The 24,486-nt window shown below is 74.3% G+C and carries 24 protein-coding genes and 2 pseudogenes; 13 read left to right on the plus strand and 13 right to left on the minus strand.

Features of this window, described 5'->3' with window-relative positions; translation table 11 throughout:
* Positions 1 to 17 precede the first annotated feature (17 nt).
* Positions 18 to 1,225 (minus strand): annotated as a pseudogene (locus ACSNOA_RS09530) (MFS transporter).
* A gap of 411 nt (positions 1,226 to 1,636) precedes the next feature.
* Entirely contained in the window at positions 1,637 to 2,749 is a 1,113-nt protein-coding gene (locus ACSNOA_RS09535) for an FAD-dependent monooxygenase (protein ID WP_436657590.1), read from the minus strand.
* A 165-nt stretch (positions 2,750 to 2,914) separates the two neighbouring features.
* Here ACSNOA_RS09535 and ACSNOA_RS09540 point away from each other — a divergent pair, with 165 nt between their 5' ends.
* On the plus strand, positions 2,915 to 3,850 hold the full coding sequence (locus tag ACSNOA_RS09540; RefSeq protein WP_436657591.1) for a DUF2332 domain-containing protein: 936 nt from the start codon (positions 2,915 to 2,917) through the stop codon (positions 3,848 to 3,850).
* A gap of 19 nt (positions 3,851 to 3,869) precedes the next feature.
* Here ACSNOA_RS09540 and ACSNOA_RS09545 read toward each other — a convergent pair whose 3' ends face one another.
* Positions 3,870 to 4,427, minus strand: coding sequence for a dihydrofolate reductase family protein (locus tag ACSNOA_RS09545; RefSeq protein ID WP_436657592.1), 558 nt, complete (start codon positions 4,425 to 4,427; stop codon positions 3,870 to 3,872).
* A 51-nt stretch (positions 4,428 to 4,478) separates the two neighbouring features.
* On the minus strand, positions 4,479 to 5,759 hold the full coding sequence (locus ACSNOA_RS09550) for an MFS transporter (protein ID WP_436657593.1): 1,281 nt from the start codon (positions 5,757 to 5,759) through the stop codon (positions 4,479 to 4,481).
* A gap of 250 nt (positions 5,760 to 6,009) precedes the next feature.
* On the opposite strand from ACSNOA_RS09550, the gene ACSNOA_RS09555 reads away from it, so the two are divergent.
* The 3 genes from ACSNOA_RS09555 (at position 6,010) to ACSNOA_RS09565 (ending at position 7,951) form a co-directional block, all read left to right on the plus strand.
* A complete protein-coding gene (locus ACSNOA_RS09555) occupies positions 6,010 to 6,999 on the plus strand; it encodes an asparaginase (RefSeq protein WP_436657594.1) in 990 nt (329 codons plus the stop codon).
* 29 nt (positions 7,000 to 7,028) lie between these two features.
* Entirely contained in the window at positions 7,029 to 7,313 is a 285-nt protein-coding gene (locus ACSNOA_RS09560; protein ID WP_436657595.1) for a DUF5522 domain-containing protein, read from the plus strand.
* Between the two features lie 89 nt (positions 7,314 to 7,402).
* Positions 7,403 to 7,951: a hypothetical protein gene (locus tag ACSNOA_RS09565; protein WP_436657596.1), complete on the plus strand. Its 549-nt coding sequence runs from the start codon at positions 7,403 to 7,405 to the stop codon at positions 7,949 to 7,951.
* A 19-nt stretch (positions 7,952 to 7,970) separates the two neighbouring features.
* Here ACSNOA_RS09565 and ACSNOA_RS09570 read toward each other — a convergent pair whose 3' ends face one another.
* The gene (locus tag ACSNOA_RS09570; protein ID WP_436657597.1) at positions 7,971 to 8,657 is read right to left on the minus strand and encodes a metal-dependent transcriptional regulator; all 687 of its coding nucleotides are present in this window, start codon (positions 8,655 to 8,657) and stop codon (positions 7,971 to 7,973) included.
* Between the two features lie 97 nt (positions 8,658 to 8,754).
* Here ACSNOA_RS09570 and ACSNOA_RS09575 point away from each other — a divergent pair, with 97 nt between their 5' ends.
* Genes ACSNOA_RS09575 through ACSNOA_RS09585 form a run of 3 tightly spaced genes read left to right on the plus strand, consistent with a single transcriptional unit; the run spans position 8,755 to position 13,413 of the window.
* Complete coding sequence (locus ACSNOA_RS09575; protein ID WP_436657598.1) at positions 8,755 to 9,612, plus strand: sulfurtransferase; 858 nt, start codon at positions 8,755 to 8,757, stop codon at positions 9,610 to 9,612.
* Between the two features lie 47 nt (positions 9,613 to 9,659).
* Positions 9,660 to 10,841 (plus strand): acetoin utilization protein AcuC, encoded by a 1,182-nt coding sequence (locus ACSNOA_RS09580; RefSeq protein WP_436657599.1) that lies wholly within the window; start codon positions 9,660 to 9,662, stop codon positions 10,839 to 10,841.
* A 22-nt stretch (positions 10,842 to 10,863) separates the two neighbouring features.
* Entirely contained in the window at positions 10,864 to 13,413 is a 2,550-nt protein-coding gene (locus ACSNOA_RS09585) for a bifunctional acetate--CoA ligase family protein/GNAT family N-acetyltransferase (protein ID WP_436657600.1), read from the plus strand.
* 47 nt (positions 13,414 to 13,460) lie between these two features.
* On the opposite strand, the gene ACSNOA_RS09590 is transcribed toward ACSNOA_RS09585, so the two are convergent.
* Positions 13,461 to 13,868 carry a VOC family protein gene (locus tag ACSNOA_RS09590; RefSeq protein WP_436657601.1) on the minus strand — a complete coding sequence of 136 codons (408 nt, stop codon included), beginning with the start codon at positions 13,866 to 13,868 and terminating at the stop codon, positions 13,461 to 13,463.
* 190 nt (positions 13,869 to 14,058) lie between these two features.
* Positions 14,059 to 15,075, minus strand: a complete 1,017-nt coding sequence (gene sigB / locus ACSNOA_RS09595; protein WP_436657602.1) for an RNA polymerase sigma factor SigB — start codon at positions 15,073 to 15,075, stop codon at positions 14,059 to 14,061.
* Positions 15,076 to 15,317: 242 nt separating this feature from the next.
* Between sigB and ACSNOA_RS09600 the strand changes: the two genes are divergently transcribed.
* A complete protein-coding gene (locus tag ACSNOA_RS09600) occupies positions 15,318 to 16,106 on the plus strand; it encodes a sporulation protein (RefSeq protein WP_436657603.1) in 789 nt (262 codons plus the stop codon).
* Between the two features lie 88 nt (positions 16,107 to 16,194).
* Here the strand turns inward: ACSNOA_RS09600 and dtd are convergent, their stop codons facing one another.
* Together dtd and ACSNOA_RS09610 are read right to left on the minus strand one after the other, a co-directional pair.
* The gene (gene dtd / locus ACSNOA_RS09605) at positions 16,195 to 16,617 is read right to left on the minus strand and encodes a D-aminoacyl-tRNA deacylase (RefSeq protein ID WP_436657604.1); all 423 of its coding nucleotides are present in this window, start codon (positions 16,615 to 16,617) and stop codon (positions 16,195 to 16,197) included.
* Positions 16,617 to 18,086 (minus strand): DUF7782 domain-containing protein, encoded by a 1,470-nt coding sequence (locus ACSNOA_RS09610; protein WP_436658360.1) that lies wholly within the window; start codon positions 18,084 to 18,086, stop codon positions 16,617 to 16,619. The genes dtd and ACSNOA_RS09610 overlap by 1 nt, the downstream gene beginning before the upstream one ends.
* A 205-nt stretch (positions 18,087 to 18,291) precedes the next feature.
* Between ACSNOA_RS09610 and ACSNOA_RS09615 the strand changes: the two genes are divergently transcribed.
* Together ACSNOA_RS09615 and ACSNOA_RS09620 are read left to right on the plus strand one after the other, a co-directional pair.
* On the plus strand, positions 18,292 to 19,512 hold the full coding sequence (locus tag ACSNOA_RS09615) for a S8 family peptidase (protein WP_436657605.1): 1,221 nt from the start codon (positions 18,292 to 18,294) through the stop codon (positions 19,510 to 19,512).
* Positions 19,513 to 19,682: 170 nt separating this feature from the next.
* Complete coding sequence (locus ACSNOA_RS09620) at positions 19,683 to 20,261, plus strand: HhH-GPD-type base excision DNA repair protein (RefSeq protein ID WP_436657606.1); 579 nt, start codon at positions 19,683 to 19,685, stop codon at positions 20,259 to 20,261.
* 114 nt (positions 20,262 to 20,375) lie between these two features.
* Here the strand turns inward: ACSNOA_RS09620 and ACSNOA_RS09625 are convergent, their stop codons facing one another.
* Positions 20,376 to 20,687: a hypothetical protein gene (locus ACSNOA_RS09625; RefSeq protein ID WP_358178488.1), complete on the minus strand. Its 312-nt coding sequence runs from the start codon at positions 20,685 to 20,687 to the stop codon at positions 20,376 to 20,378.
* Positions 20,688 to 20,700: 13 nt separating this feature from the next.
* Positions 20,701 to 20,988: a hypothetical protein gene (locus ACSNOA_RS09630; protein ID WP_436657607.1), complete on the minus strand. Its 288-nt coding sequence runs from the start codon at positions 20,986 to 20,988 to the stop codon at positions 20,701 to 20,703.
* A 104-nt stretch (positions 20,989 to 21,092) separates the two neighbouring features.
* Here ACSNOA_RS09630 and ACSNOA_RS09635 point away from each other — a divergent pair, with 104 nt between their 5' ends.
* Complete coding sequence (locus tag ACSNOA_RS09635; RefSeq protein WP_436657608.1) at positions 21,093 to 21,452, plus strand: DUF3099 domain-containing protein; 360 nt, start codon at positions 21,093 to 21,095, stop codon at positions 21,450 to 21,452.
* A 14-nt stretch (positions 21,453 to 21,466) separates the two neighbouring features.
* On the opposite strand, the gene ACSNOA_RS09640 is transcribed toward ACSNOA_RS09635, so the two are convergent.
* Together ACSNOA_RS09640 and ACSNOA_RS09645 are read right to left on the minus strand one after the other, a co-directional pair.
* Positions 21,467 to 22,366 carry a carbohydrate kinase family protein gene (locus tag ACSNOA_RS09640; RefSeq protein WP_436657609.1) on the minus strand — a complete coding sequence of 300 codons (900 nt, stop codon included), beginning with the start codon at positions 22,364 to 22,366 and terminating at the stop codon, positions 21,467 to 21,469.
* Positions 22,363 to 23,295, minus strand: coding sequence for a pseudouridine-5'-phosphate glycosidase (locus tag ACSNOA_RS09645; protein WP_436657610.1), 933 nt, complete (start codon positions 23,293 to 23,295; stop codon positions 22,363 to 22,365). The genes ACSNOA_RS09640 and ACSNOA_RS09645 overlap by 4 nt, the downstream gene beginning before the upstream one ends.
* 88 nt (positions 23,296 to 23,383) lie before the next feature.
* Here ACSNOA_RS09645 and ACSNOA_RS09650 point away from each other — a divergent pair, with 88 nt between their 5' ends.
* Positions 23,384 to 23,602: a DUF3039 domain-containing protein gene (locus tag ACSNOA_RS09650; RefSeq protein WP_120777989.1), complete on the plus strand. Its 219-nt coding sequence runs from the start codon at positions 23,384 to 23,386 to the stop codon at positions 23,600 to 23,602.
* A 40-nt stretch (positions 23,603 to 23,642) separates the two neighbouring features.
* Positions 23,643 to 24,300 (plus strand): annotated as a pseudogene (locus ACSNOA_RS09655) (trimeric intracellular cation channel family protein).
* Positions 24,301 to 24,486 lie beyond the last annotated feature (186 nt).

Raw genomic sequence — 24,486 nt, forward strand, 5'->3', positions numbered from 1 at the left:
CAGCGGTGTCCCGGTGCTCAACGCGGCGTGGCTGCCCGTCCCAGTGAAGCCCAGGCGACGGCGGCGACCGCCGCCGTCACGACTGCGGCCAGCCAGAACGGTGTGGTGACGGTTCCGGCGCCGGCGAGCAGACCGCCGAGCAGGGAGCCGCAAGCGGCGCCGCCGAGGTCGAGCAGCACGTACACGCTGCCCACACGGCCCCGCAGGTGCGCCGGTACGACACGCTGGCGGATGTCGACACGGTGACGCCCCACACCATGGTGTGGACCCCGAAGACGACCAGGACGGCCGCCGCGACGAGCGGGGTCGTGGTGACCGCCAGCGTGAGGTGGGTGACGACCTCGACGACGAGGCCGGCACGCAGCACCGTGCTGGCGCCGAGGGTGGATGCCAGCCGAGCGGCCACGGTCGTGCCGACGAGCCCGCCGACGGCGAACGTGGTCAGCAGGAAGCCGTAGCCGACGTCGGACAAGCCCAGCCGCTGCCGGGCGTACAGCACGAACACGGCGAACGCCGCGCAGAACGCCACGTTCGCCAATCCCATCGTGACGGCGAGGGTGCGCAGCAGGTGGTGCCGCCACAGCCAGCGCACCCCCTCGACGATGTCGTCGCGGAGGGTGGTCCGTGGGCGTGGTTCCGGCGGCGGTACCGGCCGGATCCTCGCCACGAGCAGGGCCGCCACCGCGAAGGTGAGCGCGTCGAAGCCGAACGGCGCGGCCGCCGACAGGACGAACAGCCACGCGCCCAGTGGTTTGGCCGCGAACTGGTTGGCCACGGTGAAGGTGGCGCTCAACCTCGCGTTGGCTCGGGCCAGGTTCCCGGGCGCGACGACAGCCGGCAGGAGTGCGCCGGCGGCCGTGTCGGCGAGCGTCTCGCCCGTACCCAGGAGGAAGAAGACCGCGTAGATCACCGCGACGGTGGCGGTCCCCGTGACGGCGGCGGCGGCCAGTGCCGCCAGTGCCGTGGCGCGCAGCACGTTCACCGCCACGACGAGCCGACGCCGGTCGAGCCGGTCGACGTAGGCGCCGCTGATCAGTGCGAACAGCAGCCAGGGCAGTTGCTGGACGAAGACGGCGCCGGCCACGAGCGCCGGCTCGTCGGTGACGGAGGCGACCAGCAGCGGACCGGCGGCCATGGTGACGCCGTCGCCGAGGTTGGACACCGCCGTGGCGGTCCACAGCTTGGTGAAGTCCGCGCCCAGACGCGCGGATACACGGGCACGCAAAGGAAGCTCCTCGAGCCAGGGAGAAGGGAACGGTCGTCGCTGGAGCGACCGCTCCGCGGCGAGGAGCACGCACCGCCGGGACACCGTCCGGCGGCGGCCGGCCTATCGCGCGGTGTGCTCTCGCGGCGAAGCGGCGACCGTGGCCTTGTCGAGACGCATCTCAGCTCCCATCCGTCGATCGAGGTCCGGCACAGGATAGGCAGCGGTCACATCGGACGGTGAACCGTATTCGGGATAGCGGCCCCGTCGCCTCACGGTGAGCGCGATGCCTCAGAGGCATAAATATGACTCTGAGGCATCACGCTCGTCGGGCACCTCGCTCGCCGCCGCGACACGCCCGTGGCGCGACACCCCCGTGGCGCGACACGCGCCCGTGTCGCCGACCGGCGCCGGCCGCGACCGCAGGCGAGCTCAGGGGCGCGCGAACAGGGGTCCGTAGTTCGACCGGAAGAGCTTCTCGCCGAGGTGGCGCATCACGGCGTCGCGCAGCACCGGCGGAAGGCCCGCGGCCTTGTCCCGGCGGTGCGTCTGGCTGAGCACCCAGTCGGTACGCGGCCGCCGCCGTGCCTCGTACGCCCGCAGCGCCTCGGCGACCGTTCCGGCCGTCGTGAGCGACTCGGCCAGCACGACGGCGTCCTCCAGGGCCATGGCGGCCCCCTGGGCCATGTTCGGCGACGTGGCGTGGGCGGCGTCGCCGATGAGCAGCACCGGGCCGCGCGCCCAGGAGTCGAGCACGACCTCCTGGTTCGGGCCGGCGTGCAGCGTGCTGTCGTCGGCGTCGAGCGCCTCGAGCATCGTGGTGACCGGCTCGGCGTACGTGGCCCGCAGGTCGTCGCGCCAGCCCGGTCGGTCGGCCACCGCGCCGTCGTTGTAGTAGCAGTACGTCTGCTCGGCGCTCACGGGGATCGTGAGGAACTGCGTGCCGCGCCCCAGCAGCACCGACCAGACCGGCTCGTCGTCGACCCGCGGGGCGATCCAGCGGTACGCGTACTGGCCGAGGGGACGCGCGGCGTGGCCGTCGAAGGCGAGCCGCCGCACCGTCGAGTTCACGCCGTCCGCGCCGATCACCAGGTCGTACCGCTCGGCGCCGCCGTCGTCGAACTCCACCGCCACGCGCTCGCCCTCCCGGGCGACGGCGACCGGCCGGGCGCCCCACCGGATCGGGAAGTGCTCCACACCGGCCAGCAGCGCCCGGTGCAGCTCGGCCCGGGGGAGTGACACGCACGGCCCGACGCCGTCCCACAGCGTGGCCACGTCGATGTCGAACAGGCGGCGACCGTGCTGGTTGCCGCTGCGCTGCCGCGTGATCTCCACGGCGACGTCGGCGATCGGCTCCCACAGCCCCAGCGTGCCCAGGGCGCGCGTGGCGTTGCCGGTCAGGTAGATGCCGGTGCCCGAGTCCGCGGGCCCGTTGGTCCGCTCGACCAGGTCGATCGTCGCGCCCCAGTCCCGCAGCGCGCGCAGCGTCGCCAGCCCGGCGACACCGCCACCGACGACCAGTACCCGGATGCCCTCGCCCCGCACGTTGTTCCTTCCCGCTCGTCCCGGCCGACGGAGCACTCTACGAGCCGGCGCAGGCCGGTCACGGCGTCGGGGTGACCGCCAGGGAAACGCGGCGCGAACGTCATGTCCGTCACGTCGTGCCGTCCGTCACGTCGGGCAGGCGGCGGATCGACGACCATCGGGGGCATGACGATCGCCGCCACCTATGCCGACTTCGCCGCCCGCGAGCTGCGCGGGGTCTCACCCGCGTACGAGCGGCTCGCGCTCGCCGTGGCCGACGACGACGAACTGCTCGCCCTGATCGGCGCGCTGCCGCCCGCCAAGCGGCAGCCGAACCTGCTGTTCGGGGTCGTACGGCTGCTGGGCGGCCCGGTCGAGGACCCGGCGGCGTTCCACGACTTCGCGGTGGCGAACTGGCCGGCGGTCGAGGCGCAGGTGCGGGTGCGGGCCACGCAGACGAACGAGGCCGGTCGGTGCGCCGTCCTGCTGCCGGTGCTGGCCCGGCTGCCGCAGCCGCTCGCGCTGCTGGAGGTCGGGGCGTCCGCCGGTCTGTGCCTCTACCCGGACCGGTACGCCTACCGGTACGGCGACCACCGGCTCGGCGCCGGTGCGCCGGTGCTCGAGTGCGCGGCTGAGGGGCTGACGCCGCCGGACCGCCTGCCGGAGGTGGTCTGGCGCGCCGGCCTGGACCTGAACCCGCTCGACGTGACCGACAGCGCCGACCTCGCGTGGCTGGACGCGCTCATCTGGCCGGAGCACGCCCACCGTCGCGAGCGCCTGCGGGCCGCGGCGGCCGTCGCCGCCGCCGAGCCGCCGCTGCTGGTGCGCGGCGACCTCGTGGACGACCTGCCGGCGCTGGCCGCGCGGGCACCGGCCGGCGCGACGCTCGTGGTGTTCCACACCTCGGTGCTCTACCAGGTGCCGCCGCCACGGCGGGAGGCGTTCGTCGACGTCGTGCGGAGCCTTCCCGGCCACTGGATCGCCAACGAGGACCCGGACGTGCTGCGCCACGACGGGCTGCCCCAGCCGCCGAGCGTCGGCGGGCACAACGTGCTCGCTCTCGACGGAACGCCGCTGGCCTGGACCCGCGGGCACGGCCAGGCGATGGTCTGGTTCGGCTGACGCCGGCAACCCCGGCGGCTCAGCGCTGGTGGCGGAGCAGGACCACGCCGTTGCCGAAGACGCGGCTCTCGACCAGCCGCAGGTCGGTGCGCACGTCGCGCTCGGGAAAGAGCCGGCGGCCCCGGCCGATGAGCACCGGGTGCACGTAGGTGCGCCACTCGTCGACCAGGTCGTGCCGGAGGAAGGCGGCCATCAGCTCGGCCCCGCCGAGGACGAGGTCGCCGCCCGGCTCGGCCTTGAGCCGGCGAACCTCGTCGGGGTCGACCTCGCGGACGATCGTGGCGTTCCAGTCGGCCTTTTCGAGCGTGCGCGAGTAGACGATCTTCGGCGTGTCGCGCCAGATGCCCGCGTATTCCTTCGTCGCCGCGCTGGCGGCCGGATCCTGGTCGGCAGTCGGCCAGAACGCGGCCATGAGCTCGTAGGTGACCCGCCCGTCGAGATAGCCGCCCATCGTGCGCAGCTCGTCGTTGAAGTGCTGGTGCAGCTCCTCGTCGACCCGGTGCCAGCTGAGGTCGCCGCCGGGGCCCTCGAAGTAGCCGTCCAGCGACACGCTCATGTGTACGACGATCTTCCGCATCCCGATTCCTTCGACGCTCGTCCGTCCAACCGGGTCGAGTCTGCCCGGACCCTACGACGAAACCGCCGACTCCGGCGTGTCGCGCAGAGTCCGCAGTGGCGAGCAGACGACGAACAGGCAGGAGCTCCACGTGCCGAGTACGCAGATCCAGAGCGCCGCGCGCAGGCCGAGCGCCGTGCCGAGCGAGCCGCCGAGCAGCGCGCCGAGCGGGATCACGCCGAAGCAGACCCACAGGTACGCCGCGTTGACCCGGCCGAGGATCGCCGGCGGGGTGACCCGCTGGCGGTAGGTCGTCGACGCCACGTTGAACAGCACCGCGTTCGCGGAGAACGCGGCGAGCCCCACGCCGTAGAGCAGCACGCCCCAGCCCGGCCGGGCCAGCGGCATGAGCAGGTAGAGCGGGCCGGGCACGGCCATGGCCACCCAGATCACCCGCGCCGAGCCGAGCCAGGCCGACAGCCGCCCCGCCAACGCGCCGACGACCAGGCCGCCGATCGCGCTCACCGAGAAGACCAGGCCGACCTGCACCGACGAGGCGTGCAGCTCCCGCAGCAGAAAGGTCACCTCGATCGAGCTGGTCGCCATCACCCAGAAGTTCGAGCTGGTCGTGCAGAGCAGGATCCTCAGCAGGATCGGCTCGCGGCGGACGAACCGCAGCCCGTCGGTCATCTCGACGCGCAGCGGCACCCGCTCCCGCGGCACCCGGGGGCGGGGAGCCTCCCGGACCAGCAGCAGGGTGACCGCGCTCACGAGGAAGGCGAGCCCGTTGGCGAGGAACGTCCGGGCGGCGCCGACCAGCCCGACCAGTACGCCGCCGACGCTCGGGCCGACCAGCTCCGCCGCGTCCTGGCTCATGGTGAGCTTCGCGTTGCCGTCGACCAGCTGCGCCGCCGGGACCAGGCGCGGCAGCATGCTCTTGTACGCCACCGTGAACAGCACCGTGAGGACGCCGGAGAACCCGACCGCCGCGTACAGGTATCCGAGCGTGAGCCGCCCGACCAGCGCGGCCACCGGCAGCGACAGCATCAGCGCGGCCCGACCGAGGTCGCAGAGCACCATGAGCCGGCGCTGGTCCATCCGGTCCGCGAGGATGCCCGCCGGCAGCGACACGAGCAGGTACGGCAGCCAGGCCAGAACGGTGAGCAGGGAGACCTGGAAGACGCTGGCGTGCAGGGTGTCCGCGGCGAGCAGCGGGACGGCCACGCCGGCGATGCGCGTGCCCAGCTCGCTGGCCGTCTGCCCGCCCCAGACCAGCAGGAAGTTCCGGCTCCGCAGTAGCGACGGCGGTCGGGTGGACGGCGGCGCCGGGGAATCGGCGACGTGCTGGCTCACGTGCTGGCCTGTCTGTGCGGACGAACGCGGTGGCGGGCCGCCGCCGGGGAGGGCGAGCGACCCCGGGGACCCTATCCGCGGCGCCGCCGGGCGGTCGCGGCAATTAGGGCCGTTCGGCGTCGGTGCTCGGGACCGCCGCGTCCGGCCGTCGTGGCGCTCGGACCCGGCCGGTGGGCCGGGCGGACCTCGGCGCCGGTACCGTCCGCAAGGGCCCCGCCCGGCGCGCCGGGCGGCAGAAAGGAGTCTCGCCGTGTCCATCGTGCTCATCACCCTCGGCGGCACCATCGCGATGGGCGGTGTGGACGCGGGACGACCGGGCGTGGTCACCCGGCTCACCGGCGCCGACCTGACGGCGGCCGTGCCGGGCCTCGCCGACCTCGGCGTGCCCCTGGACGTCCGGGACGTCCGGGCGGTGCCCAGCGCCAGCCTCACGTACCGGCAGGTGCTCGACGTCGTCGACGTCGCCTCGGCCGCGGTGGCCGACGGCGCGACCGGTGTCGTCGTCACGCAGGGCACCGACACGCTGGAGGAGTCGGCGTACCTGGCCGACCTGGTCTGGCGGCACCCCGCGCCGCTGGTCTTCACCGGCGCGATGCGCAACCCCACCCTCGCGGGGCCGGACGGCCCCGCGAACCTGCTGGCGGCGGTCCGGGTCGCCGCCGCTCCCGCGGCCTGCGACCTGGGCGTGCTGGCGGTGATGAACGACGAGGTGCACGCGGCGCGCTGGGTACGCAAGACGCACAGCACCAGCACGGCCACCTTCGCCTCCCCGAACGCCGGCCCGGTCGGGCATGTGATCGAGGGTGCGGTGCGGGTGCTGGCCCGACCGGAGCGGCGCGAACCCCTGCCACGGGTGGACCCGAACCGGCTCGACGCGACCCGGGTCGCGCTGTACACGGTCACGCTCGACGACGACGGCCTGCTCCTCGGCGGGATCACCGAGGGGCACCACGGGCTGGTGGTCGCCGGCTTCGGTGTCGGTCACGTGCCAGCCGACCTGGCCCCGCTGCTGGGGGACCTGGCGGCCCGGATGCCGGTGCTGCTCACCTCCCGTTCGGGCGCGGGGTCGGTGCTGCGCCGGACGTACGGGGCGGTCGGGTCGGAGGCCGACCTGCGACGGCGCGGCCTCCTCGACGGCGGGCTGCTCGACCCGTACAAGGGGCGGATCCTGCTGCGGCTGCTGCTCGCGGCCGGCCTGGGCGGTGAGGCGCTGGACACGGCGCTGGCCCGGTTCCGCTGACCACGGCCCGCGATCCCTAGACTGCGGCGATGACCGGGGAGCGACGACCGCTGGCGGCCCGCCCGCTGACCGAGCCGCACGCGTCCCGGCTGCCGCTCGACCACCCCGACCGCGAGCGGATCCTCGCCGCGCACACCGCCGCGCTGGCGGCCGGGGAGGCCGGCTACCTCGACCCGGGCACCGGACTGTTCGTCCTCACCGCGGGCTTCCTGGCCCGCCGCGGCACCTGTTGCGGTCGCGGCTGTCGCCACTGCCCGTACGTCGGTGGACCGCCGGGTGACGCGGACGCGGCGCCGCAGCGAAGCGACGGATGAGGGCTTCCGCCCGGGGCGGACATTCCGTACGGTGTGCCACGAACCTCCGGCGGGCGACGCCCCGCCACCGACGACGGGGAGGATGGGGCGTGCGCGGGCGGATCATGGTCGCCGGGCTGACGGTGCTGGCCGTCTCCGGCTGCGGCGCGGAACGCGAGCCGGTGACGGTGCCGCCCCCGGCGCCGGTGGCCGTGGACGTGGCCGCCGCGTCCTCCGGCGGCGCCTGCCGGCTGCTCGACTTCCGCCTGATCCAACAGCACGTCAAGGTCGAGTTCGACGTGGCCGCGGCCAGCGAGCGGGGCGACACGCACACCTGTGTGGTGCGGGCCGGTGACGCGTCGACGCCGGAGCTGGCCCTGACCGTCACCGAGACCTCGATGGACAAGGCCACGTTCGACGCCGACGTGGTGCCGGGTTCCGCAGGCAAGGTCTCCGGGCTCGGTCAGCAGGCGTACCGGCGGACCGCCGGCGCGGCGAGCGGGCACGGCCCGGTCGCCGAGGTGGGCTGGCTCTCGACGGAGGGACGGCTGGTCACGCTGGTGTGGACGACTCCGCGTGGCACGAGCAAGGCCGCGGCGGACAAGATCGCGGCCGAACTGGCCGCGCTGGCCAAGAAGATCAACACCCGCGCCCTGTGACGCCCCGAAGGGCGGACGGTCAGGCGGCGGCCACGAAGACCCGGGAGGCGACCTCGCGGGGCAGCCGGACCCGGTCGCCGGACCGGTCGATCGACACCCCGTCACGCTCCTGGGCCACGGTGACCGTGGCGCCCGGGTCGACGCCCGCGGCGTGCAGCTGGCGCAGCACGTCCGCGTTGGTCTGCACGCTCTCGCAGATCCGCCGGACCACCACCGTGCCGGAGAGGCCCGGGAACGCCAGGTTGCGCTCACCGTCGGCCACCTCGGTGTGCTCCGCCCCCGGCGAGCCGAGTTCCTCCAGGCCCGGGATCGGGTTGCCGTACGGCGAGCGCGTCGGCCGGTTCAGCAGGTCGTAGACCCGCTTCTCGACGGCGTCGCTCATCACGTGCTCCCAGCGGCAGGCCTCGTCGTGGGCCTCCTCGTAGGGCATCCCGATGACGTTGACCAGCAGCAGCTCGGCGAGCCGGTGCTTACGCATCACGGAGACCGCGGTGGTGCGCCCCCGCGGGGTGAGCACCAGGTGCCGGTCGCCCTCGACCGTGAGCAGACCGTCGCGCTCCATCCGGGCGACCGTCTGGCTCACCGTGGGGCCGCTCTGCTTCAGTCGCTCGGCGATCCGGGCGCGCAGGGGCGGCACTCCCTCCTCCTCCAGCTCGAGGATGGTGCGCAGATACATTTCGGTCGTGTCAACGAGATCGTGCTTCACGTCAGCGGCCCTCCGGTGATCGATGTTACCGCGCCCAAGGTGTAACGACCGAAGCCGAAACGCGAGCCCCCTCCCGGCATGGTGTTGACTGGACGCCATGTCCGGTACCGACGATCTCCTGGTCGAGCCCGACCGGCTCGCCGCCGAGCTCGACTCCGCCGACCCGCCCACCCTGCTCGACGTCCGCTGGCGGCTCACCGGCCCGCCCGGCCGGGACGACTATGTCGTGGGTCACCTGCCCGGCGCGGTCTTCGTCGACCTGGACACCGCGCTCTGTGGGCCGCCCGGCGCCGCCGGCCGGCACCCGCTGCCCGACCCCGCGGCGCTCCAGGACGCGCTGCGGGCCGCGGGCGTCCGGGCCGGTCACCCCGTCGTCGTGTACGACGGCGGCGACGGCATGGCCGCGGCCCGCGCCTGGTGGACGCTGCGCTGGGCGGGGCACCGGGACGTCCGCCTGCTCCACGGCGGGTACCCGGCCTGGGTGGCGGCCGGGCTGCCCACCACCGCCGAGGTGCCCGACCCGGAGCCGGGTGACGTGTCCGTGGAGCCGGGCGCGCTGCCGGTGCTCGACGCGGGGGAGGCCGCCCGGCTGGCGGCCGCGGAGGGTGGCGTGCTGCTCGACGTGCGGGCCGCGCCGCGCTACCGGGGCGAGACCGAGCCCATCGACCCCGTCGCCGGGCACGTGCCGGGCGCCGTCAACCTGCCCGCCACCGCGTACGTGACCGACGGGCGCTTCCCGGCGGCCGAGGCGCTGCGGGAGCGGTTCGCCGCGGCCGGGGTGGCCGACGGCGCGGCGGTCGGGGCGTACTGCGGCTCCGGCGTGACGGCCGCCCAGGCGGTGCTGGCCCTGCACCTCGCCGGCCGTCCGGACGCCGCGCTCTACGTCGGCTCGTGGAGCAACTGGGTGGCCGACCCCGACCGGCCGGTGGCCACCGGGGCGACACCCGGGGCCTGACCAGCGGCTGCGCTGCCGCGCGGCGGTCCACGTGCGACGATGGGCGCATGTCCGACGACACGGTGGTGGTGTGGGACGAGTCCCTGCTCGCCTACGACATGGGTGACCATCCGCTCGACCCGGTACGGGTGGAGCTGACCGTCGCGCTGGCCCGCGAGCTCGGCGTCCTGGACCGGCCGGGCGTACGCCTCGTGAAGCCGGAGCCGGCCGACGACGCGCTGCTCACCCGGGTGCACGACCCGCGCTATCTCGCGGCCGTGCGCGCCGCGCCGTCCGATCCGCTCTTCGCCGGCTTCGGGCTGGGCACGTCGGACAATCCGGTCTTCGACGGGATGCACGAGGCGAGCGCGTTGATCACCGGGGCGAGCGTGGCCGCCGCGGAGGCGGTCTGGCGGGGCGAGGCCCGCCGGGCGGTCAACGTGGCCGGCGGCCTGCACCACGCGATGCCGGCGCGGGCCAGCGGGTTCTGCGTCTACAACGACCCCGCCGTGGCCATCGCCCGCCTGCTCGACCTGGGCGCCGAGCGGATCGCGTACGTGGACGTGGACGTGCACCACGGCGACGGGGTGCAGCAGGTCTTCTGGGACGACCCGCGGGTGCTGACGGTCAGCCTGCACGAGACTCCGCTCGCGCTGTTCCCGGGCACCGGTTTTCCCGACGAGACCGGGGGCCCGGGCGCCGAGGGCAGCGCCGTCAACATGCCGCTTCCGCCCGGCGTCGACGACGCGGGTTGGCAGCGCGCGTTCCACGCGATCGTCCCGTCGGTGCTGCGCGCGTTCCGGCCGCAGGTGCTGGTCACCCAGTGCGGCGCGGACGGGCACCGGCTCGACCCCCTCGCCGACCTGCACCTCTCCGTCGACGGGCAGCGGGCCACCTACCTGGCCCTGCGGGCGCTCGCCGACGAGCTGTGCGAGGGCCGCTGGGTGGCCACCGGCGGCGGCGGGTACGCGCTGGTCGAGGCGGTGCCGCGGGCGTGGACGCACCTGCTGGCGGTCGCCACGGGCGCGCCGCTCGACCCGGCGACGCTCACGCCGCCGGCCTGGCGGGACCTGGCCGCCAAGCGCCGGCCCGGCGCGCAGGTGCCGCTGCGGATGACCGACGACGTCGACCCGGCGTACGAGCCGTGGCAGCCGACCGGCGAGCCCACAGCGGTGGACCGGGCGATCGCGGCCACCCGCAGGACGGTCTTCCCGCTGCTCGGGCTCGACCCGCACGACCCGCGCGACTGACCCGGCCACGGAGGGCCGGCTGGTGACGACCGTGGACCAACCGGTGGACGTGCTGCTCAGCGACGGCACCACCGTCCAGTTGCGACAGATCCGCCCGGAGGACGCGCCGGGCATCGTGGCCATGCACGCGCGGTTCTCCGAACGCACCCGCTACCTGCGCTACTTCTCGCCGTACCCCCGGATTCCGGAACGGGACCTGCGGCGTTTCGTCACGGTCGACCACCGCGACCGGGAGGCGCTCGTGGTGATCGCCGCCGGGCAGATCGTCGCCGTGGGCCGGTACGAGCGGCTCGGGCCGGAGGCGCCCGAGGCCGAGGTGGCCTTCGTGGTGGAGGACGCCTACCAGGGCCGGGGCATCGGCTCGGTGCTGCTGGAGCACCTGGCCGACGCGGCCCGCCGCGTCGGGATCGTGCACTTCGTGGCCGAGGTGCTGCCGGCCAACGGGGCCATGCTGCGCGTCTTCTCCGACTTCGGGTACCAGGTGCAGCGGCAGTTCGCCGACGGCGTCGTGCACCTGACCTTCCCGATCGCGCCCACCGAGGCGACCCTCGCCGTGCAGCGCGGCCGGGAGCACCGCACCGAGGCCCGCTCGATCGCCCGGCTGCTCGCCCCGCGGGGTGTGGCCGTGTACGGCGCGAGCGCCACCGGCCAGGGCGTGGGCGCTGCGGTGCTCGGGCACCTGCGCGACGGCGGCTTTCCCGGCGCGGTCGTGCCGGTGCATCCGGCCGCCACGACGGTGGCCGGGCTGCCGGCGTACCCCCGGGCGGCCGACGCCGGCGTGCCCGTCGACCTCGCGGTGGTCGCCGTTCCGCCGGATGCCGCGCCGGCCGTGGTGGCCGACGCTGCGGCCGCCGGGGTGCACGGGCTCGCGGTCATCTCGGCGGGCTTCGCCGAGGCCGGCTCGGCGGGTGCGGCGGCCCAGCGGGCCCTGGTCCGGGCCGCGCACGCCGCCGGGATGCGGGTGATCGGCCCGAACTGCCTGGGCGTGGCGAACACCGACCCCGCGGTACGCCTCAACGCGACGCTCGCGCCCGCGCTGCCGCCACCCGGCCGGGTCGGCATCTTCAGCCAGTCCGGCGCGTTCGGGGTGGCGTTGCTGGCCGAGGCGGACCGGCGGGGCCTCGGGCTGTCCAGCTTCGTCTCGGCGGGCAACCGGGCCGACGTGTCCGGCAACGACCTGCTCCAGTACTGGCAGGACGACCCCGGCACCGACGTGATCATGCTGCACCTGGAGACGTTCGGGAATCCTCGCAAGTTCGCCCGGCTGGTCCGGCGGATCGGGCGCGCGAAACCGGTGGTGGCGCTCGCGTCACCGGCCCGCCCGTCCGGCGTCACCGTTCTCGCCGGCCCGGACGAGGTCGCGGTGGCCGCCCTCTTCGCCCAGTCCGGCGTCATCCGGGTGGACACGGTGGCCGAGTTGCTCGACGTCGGGGTGCTGCTCGCCAAGCAGCCGCTGCCGGCCGGCCCGCGGGTCGCCGTGGTGGGCAACTCCTCGGCGCTCACCGGGCTGGCCGCCCGGGCCTGCGCGGCGCAGGGGCTCACGCTGGTCGACGGGTACCCCCACGACGTCGGGCCGAACGCCACGGCGGCCGAGTTCGCGGCGGCGCTCGCCGGGGCCGTCGAGGACGACCGGGTCGACGCGCTCGCGGTGCTGCTGGCCCCGCCGCTGCCCGGTCAACCGGCCGACGCCGACCTCACCGTGGCGCTGCCCGCCGCCGTGGGCACCGGCAAGCCGGCCGTGGCCACCGTCCTCGCCGGACGCTCACCGGTCGGGCTGCCGACCTACGGCGGCGTGGAGGAGGCGATCCGGGCCCTGGCCCGGGTGCACCGGTACGCCGACTGGCTGCGCCGCCCGCCCGGCGACCTGCCGGAGCTGGCCGGCCTCGACCGAGCGGCCGGGCAGGCGGCGCTGCGTCACGACGGTGCGGACGTGGCCGCCCTGCTCGCCGCGTACGGGATCGACCTGGTCGAGTCGGTGCCGGCCGACTCGGCGCGGGAGGCGGCCGACGCCGCGGCCCGGCTCGGGTTCCCGGTGGCGATGAAGGCGGCCGCCGCCGGGCTGCGTCACCGGCTGGACCTGGGCGCCGTCCGGCTCGACCTGCCCGACCCCGAGGCGGTCCATCGCGCGTACGACGAGATGTCGGCGGTGTTCGGCGCGGACGTCCTGGTCCAGCCGATGGTCCCGCCCGGGGTGGCCTGTGTCGTGGAGCTGGTCGAGGATCCGGCGTTCGGCCCGGTGGTCGGCTTCGGCCTCGGCGGCGTGGCCACCGAGCTGCTGGGCGACCGGGCGTGGCGGGCCGTGCCACTGACCGACCGGGACGCCGCCGAGTTGGTCGACGAGCCGCGGGCCGCTCCGCTGCTGCGCGGGCACCGGGGCGCCGCGCCGGTCGACCGCGCGGCTCTCGCGGACCTGCTGCTGCGGGTCGGGCGGCTCGCCGACGAGCAGCCGCGCGTGCGCGCGCTCACGCTGAACCCGGTGCTCGCCCGGCCGGACGGCCTCTCGGTGCTGCACGCCACCGTCCGTCTCGGTGCGGCCGCCGAGCGGCCGGACACCGGGCCGCGCCGCCTCTGACCCCCGGCCGCCGTTGCGGCGCGCATCGGCTGACCGGCCGGAGCGGGTCAGGCCCGGCTGGAGATCTGCTGGACCGCCCAGGAGTTGCCGTCCGGGTCGGAGAAGAAGACGAAGCCGACGTTGTCGAGCGGGTGCCCGCTGGCGCTGGGATTGCTGCCCAGCACCTGGATGTCGCTGACCGCCACGCCCCGGTCGACCAGCTCGGCGTGGGCCCGTTCCAGGTCGGGCACCACGAGTTGCAGACCCTTGAGCGACCCGGGCGGCATCTCCGGGACGACACCCGTGCCGAACACGATCGAGCAGCCGGACCCCGGCGGCGTGAGCTGCACGACCCGGCCGAGGCCGCCGGCGGAGGTGTCGTGGTCGACGGTGAACCCGAGCTGGTCGGCGTAGAACGCCTTGGCCCGGTCCACGTCGGACACGGGAACCACGATGACTTCCAACGTCCAGTTCATGCTGCGTTCCCTTCGGTCGGGTCCAGGACCGGTCACGCATTGGTAGCGGAACCTGTGCGGCGAGTCAACGACCGCCCGGCGGGTCGCCGCCGTTGTCGGTGGGGTCGCGCGGCGCGGGTCGCGGTCCGGGCCGTCCGGGTCGCGCGGAAGGCCCCGGCGAACCGCCGGGGCCTTCCGTCCACACGCCCACTCAGCAGGCGTACGCCTCGAGGCGCTGTGCCCGCTCCGGAGCGCGCAGCTTCAGGAGCGTCACCTTCTCGATCTGCCGGATCCGCTCCCGGGAGAGGCCGAACTCGCGACCGACCTCGTCGAGCGTGCGCTGGCGGCCGTCGTCCAGGCCGAACCGGAGCCGGATCACCGCCTGCTCCCGCTGGGAGAGGGTGGCCAGCACGATCCGCACCTCGTTGCGCAGCTCGCCCTGTGCCGTGGCGTCGCCCGGCTCGTCCCGCGGGTCGACCGCGGCCACGAAGTCGCCGAGCGCGCTCTCGCCGTCCTCGCCGACCGCCTGGTCGAGGCTGACCGGCTCCCGGTCGTACGAGATCAGCTCGATGACCTGGAACTCCGGGACCTCGAGCGCCCGGGCGACCTCCGCGACGGTGGGCTCCCGACCCAGCGCCACCGACAGCTCGCGACGGGCGCGGACCATGCGGTTGACCTGCTCGACCATGTGGACGGGGATGCGGATGGTGCGGGCCTGGTCGGCCATGGCGCGGGTGATGGCCTGGCGGATCCACCAGGTGGCGTACGTGGAGAACTTGTAGCCCTTGGTGTAGTCGAACTTCTCGACCGCGCGGATGAGGCCGAGGTTGCCCTCCTGGATCAGGTCGAGGAAGGCCATGCCGCGCCCCGTGTAGCGCTTGGCGATGCTCACCACGAGCCGCAGGTTGGCCTCGAGGAGGTGGTCCTTGGCGGCCCGGCCCTCCGTGACGATCAGCTCCAGGTCGGCCCGCAGCTCCGGCGAGACGGGGGTGCAGGTGGCCAGCTTCTCCTCGGCGAAGAGGCCCGCCTCGATCCGCTTGGAGAGCTCGACCTCCTGGGCCGCCGTGAGCAGCTTCGTCCGGCCAATCCCGTTGAGGTAGGCCCGGACCAGGTCCGTGGAGACGCCACGCTCGTCGGTGGCGTCCAGGTCGGTGAGGACCTCCGCGCCCGGGTCGCTGTCCGTGCCCGCGGCCGGGCGCATGCTGTGCTCCGTCATCTGCAGGGCCATCTTCGTCTCTCCCCGTGTCCGTGTGGTGCGTTCCCGGCCCAGTGCCGCCGGTGAGAACCAGCTTGGCGGGCGGGGCGTAAAACGGGAGTGAGGCGATCGGGGACCCGACAGCAATCCGGTCGGACGGCGACCGGAACGCCGCGCGGAGCCAGGGCGTTTCGGCCGGGTGGGCTTGCCGCACCCAGTTACCGTGCCAGCGACCGGCCGGGCGGCCGGCCCCGCAGAGGCGACGGAGGGTGCACGTGGTCTTCAAACGGCTCATGCAGGCGATGGGCGTCGGCGGCCCGTCCGTGGAAACCGTGCTGGCCAACCCGAACTGCCGCCCGGGCGGGCAGTTGGAGGGCCGGATCCAGGTGGTGGGCGGCGACCACCAGGTCGACGTCGAGTACGTGGCGCTCGGGCTGACGACCCGGGTCGAGGTGGAGAGCGGCGACAACGAGTACGACACCAACCAGGAGTTCCACCGGCAACGGGTGACCGGCGCGTTCCGGCTCGAGCGGGGGCAGCGCCACGACATCCCGTTCCGCTTCGACGTGCCCTGGGAGACCCCGGTCACCGAGCTGTACGGGCAGCACCTGCACGGGATGACCATGGGGCTGCGTACGGAGCTGGAGGTGGCGCGGGCCGTCGACAAGGGTGACCTGGACGCCGTCGCGGTGCACCCGCTGCCGGCCCAGGAGCGCCTGCTCGACGCGCTGCTGCGGCTCGGCTTCCGGTTCAGCCGGGCCGACGTGGAGCGCGACCACATCTACGGCGTACGGCAGACGCTGCCGTTCTACCAGGAGATCGAGTTCCACCCGGCGCCGCAGTACGCGCGCGCGATCAACCAGTTGGAGGTCACCTTCATCGCCGATTCGCGGCAGATGCAGGTGGTGCTGGAGATGGACAAGCGGGGTGGCCTGTTCACCGAGGGCCGGGACGCGTTCGGCCGGTTCACCGTCGACCACGCCACCGCCGACCGCGTCGACTGGACGGCGCAGCTGGACGGCTGGCTGCGCCAGTCCCTGGAGCGCCGCGGCCTGTTCTTCTGACCCGCCGACCGGCGGTGATCAAGAGGTTTGCGTCGGATCCGCGGGTATTCCTGACGCAAACCTCTTGATCACCGAGGTGAGGCGCGGGTCAGAGATTGAGCAGGATGGTGCGCGGGCCCACGTTGACGCTGTCGACCAGCATGTGGGCGCGGAAGCGCCCCGTCTCGACCTTGGCGCCGCGCTCGCGCAGCGCCTCGACCACGGCCGTCACGAGCGGCTCGGCGACCTCCGCGGGCGCCGCCGCCGTCCAGCTCGGGCGGCGGCCCTTGCGGGCGTCGCCGTAGAGGGTGAACTGGCTCACCACCAGGATCGGCGCGCCCACGTCCGCGGCGGAGCGCTCCTCGTCGAGGATGCGCAGCTCGTGCACCTTGCGTGCCATCGTCCGGGCCGTCTCGACCGTGTCGTCGTGGGTCACTCCGAGCAGCACGAGCAGCCCGTCGTCGATCGCGCCGACCACCTCGCCGTCGACCGTGACGCTGGCCCGGCCGACCGTCTGCACCACCGCCCGCATCAGGCGGCAACCGGCTCGATGATGCCGCGCTCCACGAGGTGCGCCACGATCGGGCCGGCCGCCTCGGCCAGCTCGTCGACCGCCACGTCGTGCGCCGCCGCGAGCAGGCTGAGCTGGTCGCGCAGCGGCAGCCGCCCGTCGCACCCGCTGACCAGCGCGAGCACCAGCGGGTCGACCTCCTCGGTCCAGCGCAGCCCGCGCGGCATGGCGAGCACCTGACGGTCCACCGCCCAACCCTCCTCACCCATGGTCGCCTCCTGGCGCAGCTGGAGCCCCTCGGCCGCCCGGTAGCGCTCGGCGAGCAGCCCCTCCGTGTCGCGTACGCGGAGGAAGTCCTGGCGGTCGAACCAGGCGGCGATCCGCTCGCCCATCGGCGGCTCGACCCGCTGCCGCAGGTCCTCGACCCGTACCACCGGATCGGCGTGGCCGCCCCGGCGCAGCGAGACGATGCCGAACCCGATCGCCTCCACCTTGTGCGCGTCGAACCAGTCCAGCCAGGCGGCCATCCGCCGCGGGTCGGCGGTCTCGCCCACGTCGGTCAGCCACAGGTTCACGTACGCCATCGGGTCGGCCACCTCGCGCTGGATCACCCAGGCGTCCAGCCCGGTGCCCGCGAACCAGCCGGCCACCCGCTCGTCCCACTCCTCGCCGGCGACGTGCACCCAGTTGGCGAGGTACTGCATCGTGCCGCCCTCGGTGAGCAGCTCGGGCGCGGCGGCGGCCAGCTCGGAGCCCATCGTGTCGCCCACCCGCCCGGAGTCCCGGTAGACGTGCGTGGTGGTGCCCGGCCCCACCACGAACGGCGGGTTGCTCACCACCAGGTCGAACCGGCGGCCGGCGACCGGCGCCACCATGTCGCCGCGCAGCAGCTCCCAGTCCTGGCCGTTGAGCGCGGCCGTGGTCGCCGCGAACCGCAGCGCACGGGCGGAGACGTCGGTGGCGGTGACCGTACGGGCGTGGGTCGACAGGTGCAGGGCCTGTACGCCCGAGCCGGTGCCCAGGTCCAGCGCCGCGTCGACCGGGTGCCGGACCGTGGCGCCGATCAGCGTCTGCGTCGCGCCGCCGATGCCGAGCACGTGCTCGGCGTGCAGCGGCCGCCCCGGACGGGCGCTGCCCGGCACGTCGGCGAGCACCCACCAGTCGTCGCCGTACGGCTCCAGGTCCACGCCGGCGCGCAGCCCGTCGCCGTGCCGCTCGACCAGCCCGCCGGCGAGCGCCTCTGTCACGGACAGCGGCGCGAGGGCGGCCGCCACGACCTCCTCGGCCTCGGTCTGGTCACAGATGAACACCCGGATCAGCGTGCCGAGCGGGTCGCGGTCCTCGGTGGCCAGCAGCGCGGCCCGGTAGTCGTTGCGGGCCACCCCGCCGGTCGCCTGGGAGCCGAGCCGGCCGGCGATGCCGTTGGACGTGAACCCGGCCCGGGTCAGCGCGGTCCGCAGCGCCTCGACCCCGGCGGGGGAGAGCAGCATGTCGTGTTCAGCCACCCCGCCATCCTGCCTCGTGCCGCCGGGCCGGGCGGGCCCACCCGGAACATCCATAGCGGGAACAGTATGTATAGAGCGGCATCTCTTTCATGCTCATCAATGTCGTGGTTACCATCTGGGCCAACATCCGTCGAGGGCACGACCCGTGCGGTTCGGGGGCCGGACCGGCGTGCCGACAGGGAGGCACACGATGCCAGCAGGGTCCGTTCCGCGGCGGCGTCTTCTCCGGACGCTCGCCGTCGCCGCCGGCGTGGCCGCCATCGCCACGGCCACCACCACCCCCGCCACGGCGGCGCCCACCGGAGAGGTCCGGGGCGCCTCCGCCCCGAACGCGATCAGCGGAAGCTACCTGGTCGTCCTCCGGGGCGACGCGGTCGGCGCCGCGGGCACCCCGGCCGCCCGCACGGGCGTGCCGCAGCGGGCCGACGCGCTGGCCAAGCGGTACGGCGGCAGCGTCGCCGACGTCTTCAGCGCCGCGCTGACCGGCTTCAGCGCCCGGATGAGCGCCGCGCAGGCCCGCCGCCTCGCCGCCGACCCGGCCGTGGCCTACGTGGAGCAGGACCAGGTGCTCACGACGCAGGCCACGCAGACCAACCCGCCCTGGGGCCTGGACCGCATCGACCAGCGGAACCTGCCCCTGAGCAGCAGCTTCACCTACCCGAACACGGCCTCGAACGTGCGGGCGTACATCATCGACACCGGTATCCGGACTACGCACACGCAGTTCGGCGGCCGCGCCACCTGGGGCACGAACACCGTGGACACCAACAACACCGACTGCAACGGGCACGGCACGCACGTCGCCGGCACGGTCGGCGGCTCCACGTACGGGGTGGCCAAGCAGGTGCGGCTCGTCGCCGTGAAGGTGCTCAACTGCGCCGGCAGCGGCAGCACGACCGCCGTGGTGAACGGCATCAACTGGGTCACCGCCAACGCGGTCAAGCCGGCCGTGGCCAACATGAGCCTCGGCGGCGGGGCCAGCAGCTCCATCGACAACGCGGTGGCCAACTCGATCAACTCGGGGATCACGTACGCGGTGGCGGCCGGCAACGCCAGCGCCAACGCCTGCAACTACTCGCCGGCGCGCACCCCGGCGGCCATCACCGTCGGCTCCACCACGAGCACCGACGCCCGCTCGTCGTTCTCCAACTACGGCTCCTGCGTCGACGTGTTCGCGCCCGGCTCGAGCATCCTGTCGGCGTACCGGACCAGCGACACCGCGACCAGCACGTTGAGCGGCACCTCGATGGCCTCACCGCACGTGGCCGGCGCCGCCGCCCTCGTGCTGTCGGCCAACCCGGGCTGGACGCCGGCGCAGGTCAGCAGCTACCTGACCAGCAACGCCACCACCGGGAAGGTGACCAACCCCGGTTCGGGCTCGCCGAACCGGCTGCTGTTCGTGGTCAACTGACGCCCGCCGGCCCGGCGGTACGGCATGCCCGTACCGCCGGGCGTGGCGAGGGCATCAGCGGGATCGTGGGCGTGGGCCCCTCCGGCTCCATCGGGTCGAGTTCGACCGGCGACGGCCGCGACACGTCGGGCAATCGTCGGTGGCCGCGTCCCATGAGGGAGCATGACGTCATGACGCTCACGTTGCCCATCGACTCCGAGGCGAACTACCTGATCAACCGGGATCCGCTCGCCCTGCTGATCGGCATGGTTCTTGATCAACAAGTGCCCATGGAGAAGGCGTTCTCCTCGCCGTGGGTGCTCTCCCAGCGGCTCGGTCACGACCTGGACGCCCGCGAGTTGGCCGCCTACGACCCCGAGCAGCTGCTCGCCCTCTTCGCCCGTCCGCCCGCGCTGCACCGGTTTCCGAAGGCGATGGCCGCCCGGGTGCAGGAGGTGTGCCGCGTGCTGGTGGACCGCTACGACGGCGACCCGGCCCGGCTCTGGGCGGACGTGACCGACGGGCGGGAACTGCTGGGCCGGATCGCCGAGCTGCCCGGCTTCGGCAAGCAGAAGGCGCAGATCTTCCTCGCCCTGCTCGGCAAGCGGTTCGACGTCCGGCCGGAGGGCTGGCGCGAGGCGGCCGGCGGGTACGGCGACGCGGACGCGTACCGCTCGGTGGCCGACGTGGTGGACGACGAGTCGCTGCGCCGCGTGCGGGAGTACAAGCAGCAGGCGAAGGTGGCGGCCAAGGCGAAGGCCGCCGGCTGACCGACCGCCGCGGTCCGGGGCCGGACCGCCGGCCCCGCGGCGACCGGCGCTGCGGCGACCGGCGCGCCGGTACGCGCCGCGACGGCCGTGACCGCCCAAACCGCGGGCGGCGGGTCAGGCGGCGGTGGGGTGGGCCAGCGAGGCGAGCGCCCGCCGGACGTCGGCGAGGGACACGGTGGCTGAGTCGTCCAGGTCGGCGAGCCCGGCCTCGATCCACTGCCGCATCAGGGTGGTGACCCCGATGCCGCGCGCCTCGGCGGCGGAACGCACCCGTTCGTACGTCTCCAGCGGCAGCCGCACCGACCGGCTCACCATCGGCACGTCGGTGTCGGGGGTGGGCAGGTCCACGGGCTGGCTCTCGTCGATCAGCTCCGCGAGCCGGTCGTCGCCGCTGTGGAACTGCTTGGTCGCGTCGTCACGGTGCATCGTCACCGCCTCCTCATCGGCGATCTCTCCGCACGGCCTCGTCGTAGCGCTTGGACTCGGTGTCGCTGAGCTCACGGGCGGAGAGGATGTCCCAGTCGTTGCCGGTGCCGTCGGCCTCGGCGAGCAGCACGGCCAGCCGGCGGCCCCGCCGGGCGGCGGCGTAGACGACCATCACGTCGTCGCCCAGGTGGCGGATGACCCGCCGGGCGCTGTGCAGCGCCTCCCAGACTTCCCCCGGCGTGACGTCGTAGACCTTCAGGTTGGCCAGCGCCTCGTCGGTGAAGCTGAACCTGCTGCCCACGGCGCGAGCGTACCACGGACGTAACACGAACGTTCGCGTGCCGCGAAGTTCGCTGATCACGGTCGGTGAGTGACAGGATGGGGCGTAACCCCTCGAGGAGGTCCGTGGTGAAGCGCCAGGCGTACCAACCGATCCTTATCACCGACGCCGCACGCAGCCAGGACGACCAGCTCACCAGTCGCCAGCGGCGGTACGTGCTCATGATGGGCATTCGCGTCGCCTGCATCGTGGCGGGCGCGATCCTGGTCGGCGCCCAAGCCCCCATGCTGTGGCTCTGGCTGCCGCTGTGCGCCCTCGGCATGGTGCTCATCCCGTGGCTGGCCGTGCTGCTCGCCAACGACCGGCCGCCCAAGGACGAGCACCGGCTGGCCAACAAGTTCCACCACCAGCAGCGGGACGAGACACCGCCCATGAGCATCACGGCCGAGGAGCGCCCCCACCGGGTGATCGACGCCGACCTCTGACCGGCCCCGTTCCCTCAGGGCCGGGGGCGGGCGCCGAGCGTGCTCACCGCGACGGCGCCGAGGTCGCCGGCCCGCGCCAGCGCGGCTCGCGGCTCGGCGCCGGCCAGCCAGGCCGTGAGCAGGCCGGCCGCGAAGGCGTCCCCGGCGCCCGTGACGTCCACCACCGCCACCCGGCGGGCCGGCGCCACGCAGAGTGTCGCGTTCCGGTCCGCCCAGACCGCGCCCGCCGCGCCCCGCTTGACCACCACCCGGCGGGCCGCCGCCGACAGCGCTCGCGCCTGGGCCGCCGGGTCCAGCCCGCCGGCCAGCACCGTCGCCTCGTCCGCGTTGACGAGCAGCAGGTCCACGTCGCGTACCCAGGTCAGGAAGGCCGCCGAGCCCGCCCGCCGCAGCGGCGCCGCGGAGGCCGCGTCCACGCTGGTGGTGAGCCCGCGTTCGCGGGCGACGGCCAGCGCCCGCAGCCCGGCGCCGCGCGACGCGTCGTCCAGCAGGGTGTACGCGGACAGGTGCAGATGCCCGGGGTCGGGCGCCTCGGCGAGGGACCGCTCGACGTGCCCGGCGGTCAGCCGTAGGTTCGCCCCCCGCTGGCTCACCATGGTGCGCTCCCGGTCGTCGGCCAGCACCACCACCGTGCCCGTCGCGGCGTCCTCGACACGCTCGACCGCGCAGGTGACCCCCGTGGCCTCCAGCTCGGCCACCCGCTCCCGGCCCGCCGTGTCGTCGCCGACGGCGGCGACCAGCGTCACGGGCGTCCCCTGCGCGGCGATCCAGGCGGCCGTGTTGGCGGCCTGCCCGCCGCCGCTGAACCGGATCTCGGCGGCGGTGTCCGAGCCGGTCGCCAGTGGGCCGGACAGCACCGCCACCACGTCGGTGATCACGTCGCCGACGACGACGATCCGGGGCGCCGGGGTCATGCGTGCGCCGCGGCCCGGTGGGCCGAGGCCACCGCGATCCGTGCGGCCAGGTCGGCGTTGCGCAGGATGATCCGCACGTTCACGTCCAGGCTCGCGCCCTCGGTGGCCGAGTGGAAGTGGGCGAGCAGGTACGGCGTCACCGCCTTGCCCGTCACGCCGTCACGCTCGAGCCGGGCCAGGCCCTCGGCGAGCGTACGGTCGTGCAGCGCCGGGTCGAGCTGCTCCTCGGCGGGCAGCGGGTTGGCCACGACGAGGGCGCCGCGGTGCACGCCGTGCTGGGCGCGGGCGGCGAGCACGTCGGCGACCTGCTCGGGGGAGTCCACCGACCAGTCGAGGTCGAAGCCGCCGTCGGTGAGGTAGAAGCCCGGGAACCGTCGGGTGCGGTAACCCACCACACCCACCCCGAGGGTCTCGAGCCGTTCCAGCGTGGCGCCCACGTCGAGGATCGACTTGACCCCGGCGCAGACCACCGCGATGGGGGTACGCGCCAGGGTCACGAGGTCGGCCGACTCGTCGAAGGTCTGCGACGCCTCCCGGTGGACCCCGCCCAGGCCACCGGTGGCGAACACGCCGATGCCGGCCCCGGCGGCCACGGCGCTGGTCGCGGCCACGGTCGTGGCGCCGTCGGCGCCGGCGGCGGCCGCCACGGCGAGATCCCGTACGGAGAGCTTCGCCACGCCGTCGACGGTCGCCAACCGGGTCAGCTGCGCGTCGTCGAGGCCGACCACCAGCTCGCCGCCCACCATCCCGATGGTGGCCGGTACGGCGCCCGCGTCCCGGACCGCGCCCTCGATCTGCCGGGCCACCCGGAGGTTCTGCGGTCGGGGCAGACCGTGGGAGACGATGGTGCTCTCCAGGGCGACGACGGGACGCCCGTCGCGCAGGGCGTCGGCCACCTCGGCGCCGTAACGGATGTGAAAGTTGGTCACGGTGCTCACCGTACGACCTCGGGCCGGAACGGGGTGAAGTGGACCGGACCGCGGTGAGCTGCCAAACTTGTGGGTTGGAGGTGCAGACGTGAGCACACAGGTTCTCGAGCGTCCGGAGCTGAAGGACGCCGATACCGGTCCCGAGATGTTCCACTACGTCCGTAAGGACAAGATCGCCGAAAGTGCCGTGATGGGCACGTTCGTCGTCGCACTGTGCGGGGAGACGTTTCCGGTGACCAAGGCGGCCAAGCCGGGTTCGCCGGTCTGCCCGAAGTGCAAGGAGATCTACGACTCCTGGGGGGAGTGAACCGGGTCGGCCCCTCGGGCCGCCCGCGTAGCCTGCGGCGGTGACCACCTCCACCGCCCTCCTCCTCGCCGACCTGGTCGGTGTCGCGGTCTTCGCCGCCTCCGGCGCCTCCGCGGCGGTGGCCAAAACGGCTCGACCTCTTCGGCGTCGTCTTCGTCGGCTTCGTGGCCGCCCTCGGTGGCGGGATCTTCCGCGACCTGGTCATCGACGAGGTGCCGCCGCTCGCCTTCGCCGACTGGCGGTACGCCACGGCGGCCGCGGTCACCGCGGCCGCGGTGTTCTGGCTGCATCCGCAGCTGGCCCGGCTGCGGACCACCGTGCTGCTGCTGGACGCGGCTGGGCTCGCGCTGTTCACCGTCACCGGCACGCTCAAGGCGCTCGACGCTGGGGTTCCCCCCGTGGGCGCCTGCCTCATCGGCATGTTGAGCGGGATCGGCGGTGGTCTGGGCCGCGACCTGCTCACCGGCGAGATCCCGGTGGTGTTGCGGCGGGAGATCTACGCGGTGGCCGCGCTCGCCGGCGCGATCCTCGTGGCGGCCCTCAACGGCCTGGGGCAGGCCGGCACGCTGCCGCTCTCGGCGGCGGCCGTGCTGGTCTTCGGGCTGCGGGTGGTCGCGTTGCGCCGGCGTTGGACGGTGCCGGTGGCGCCGATGCGTCCGCCGCGCACCCGCGATCCCGGCCCGGGCCCGCGGTGGTGACGCGGGGCGGCCGCCGGCCCACCCCGGGTTCCGGCCGCCGGTGGTGACGCCGGGACACCGGCGGCGGGTGTGACCCGCGTGGCGTCGCCTGGGACGGACGCGGCCTCCTGGTTATGCTGAACCGGCCTTCGCGGCATTCTCGGCGCGGAGGCGTTTTCATGGGCGGTGCGGACGCCGGCCCCCGTA

Source organism: Micromonospora sp. URMC 103, from assembly GCF_051386435.1.
Taxonomy (GTDB): domain Bacteria; phylum Actinomycetota; class Actinomycetes; order Mycobacteriales; family Micromonosporaceae; genus Micromonospora.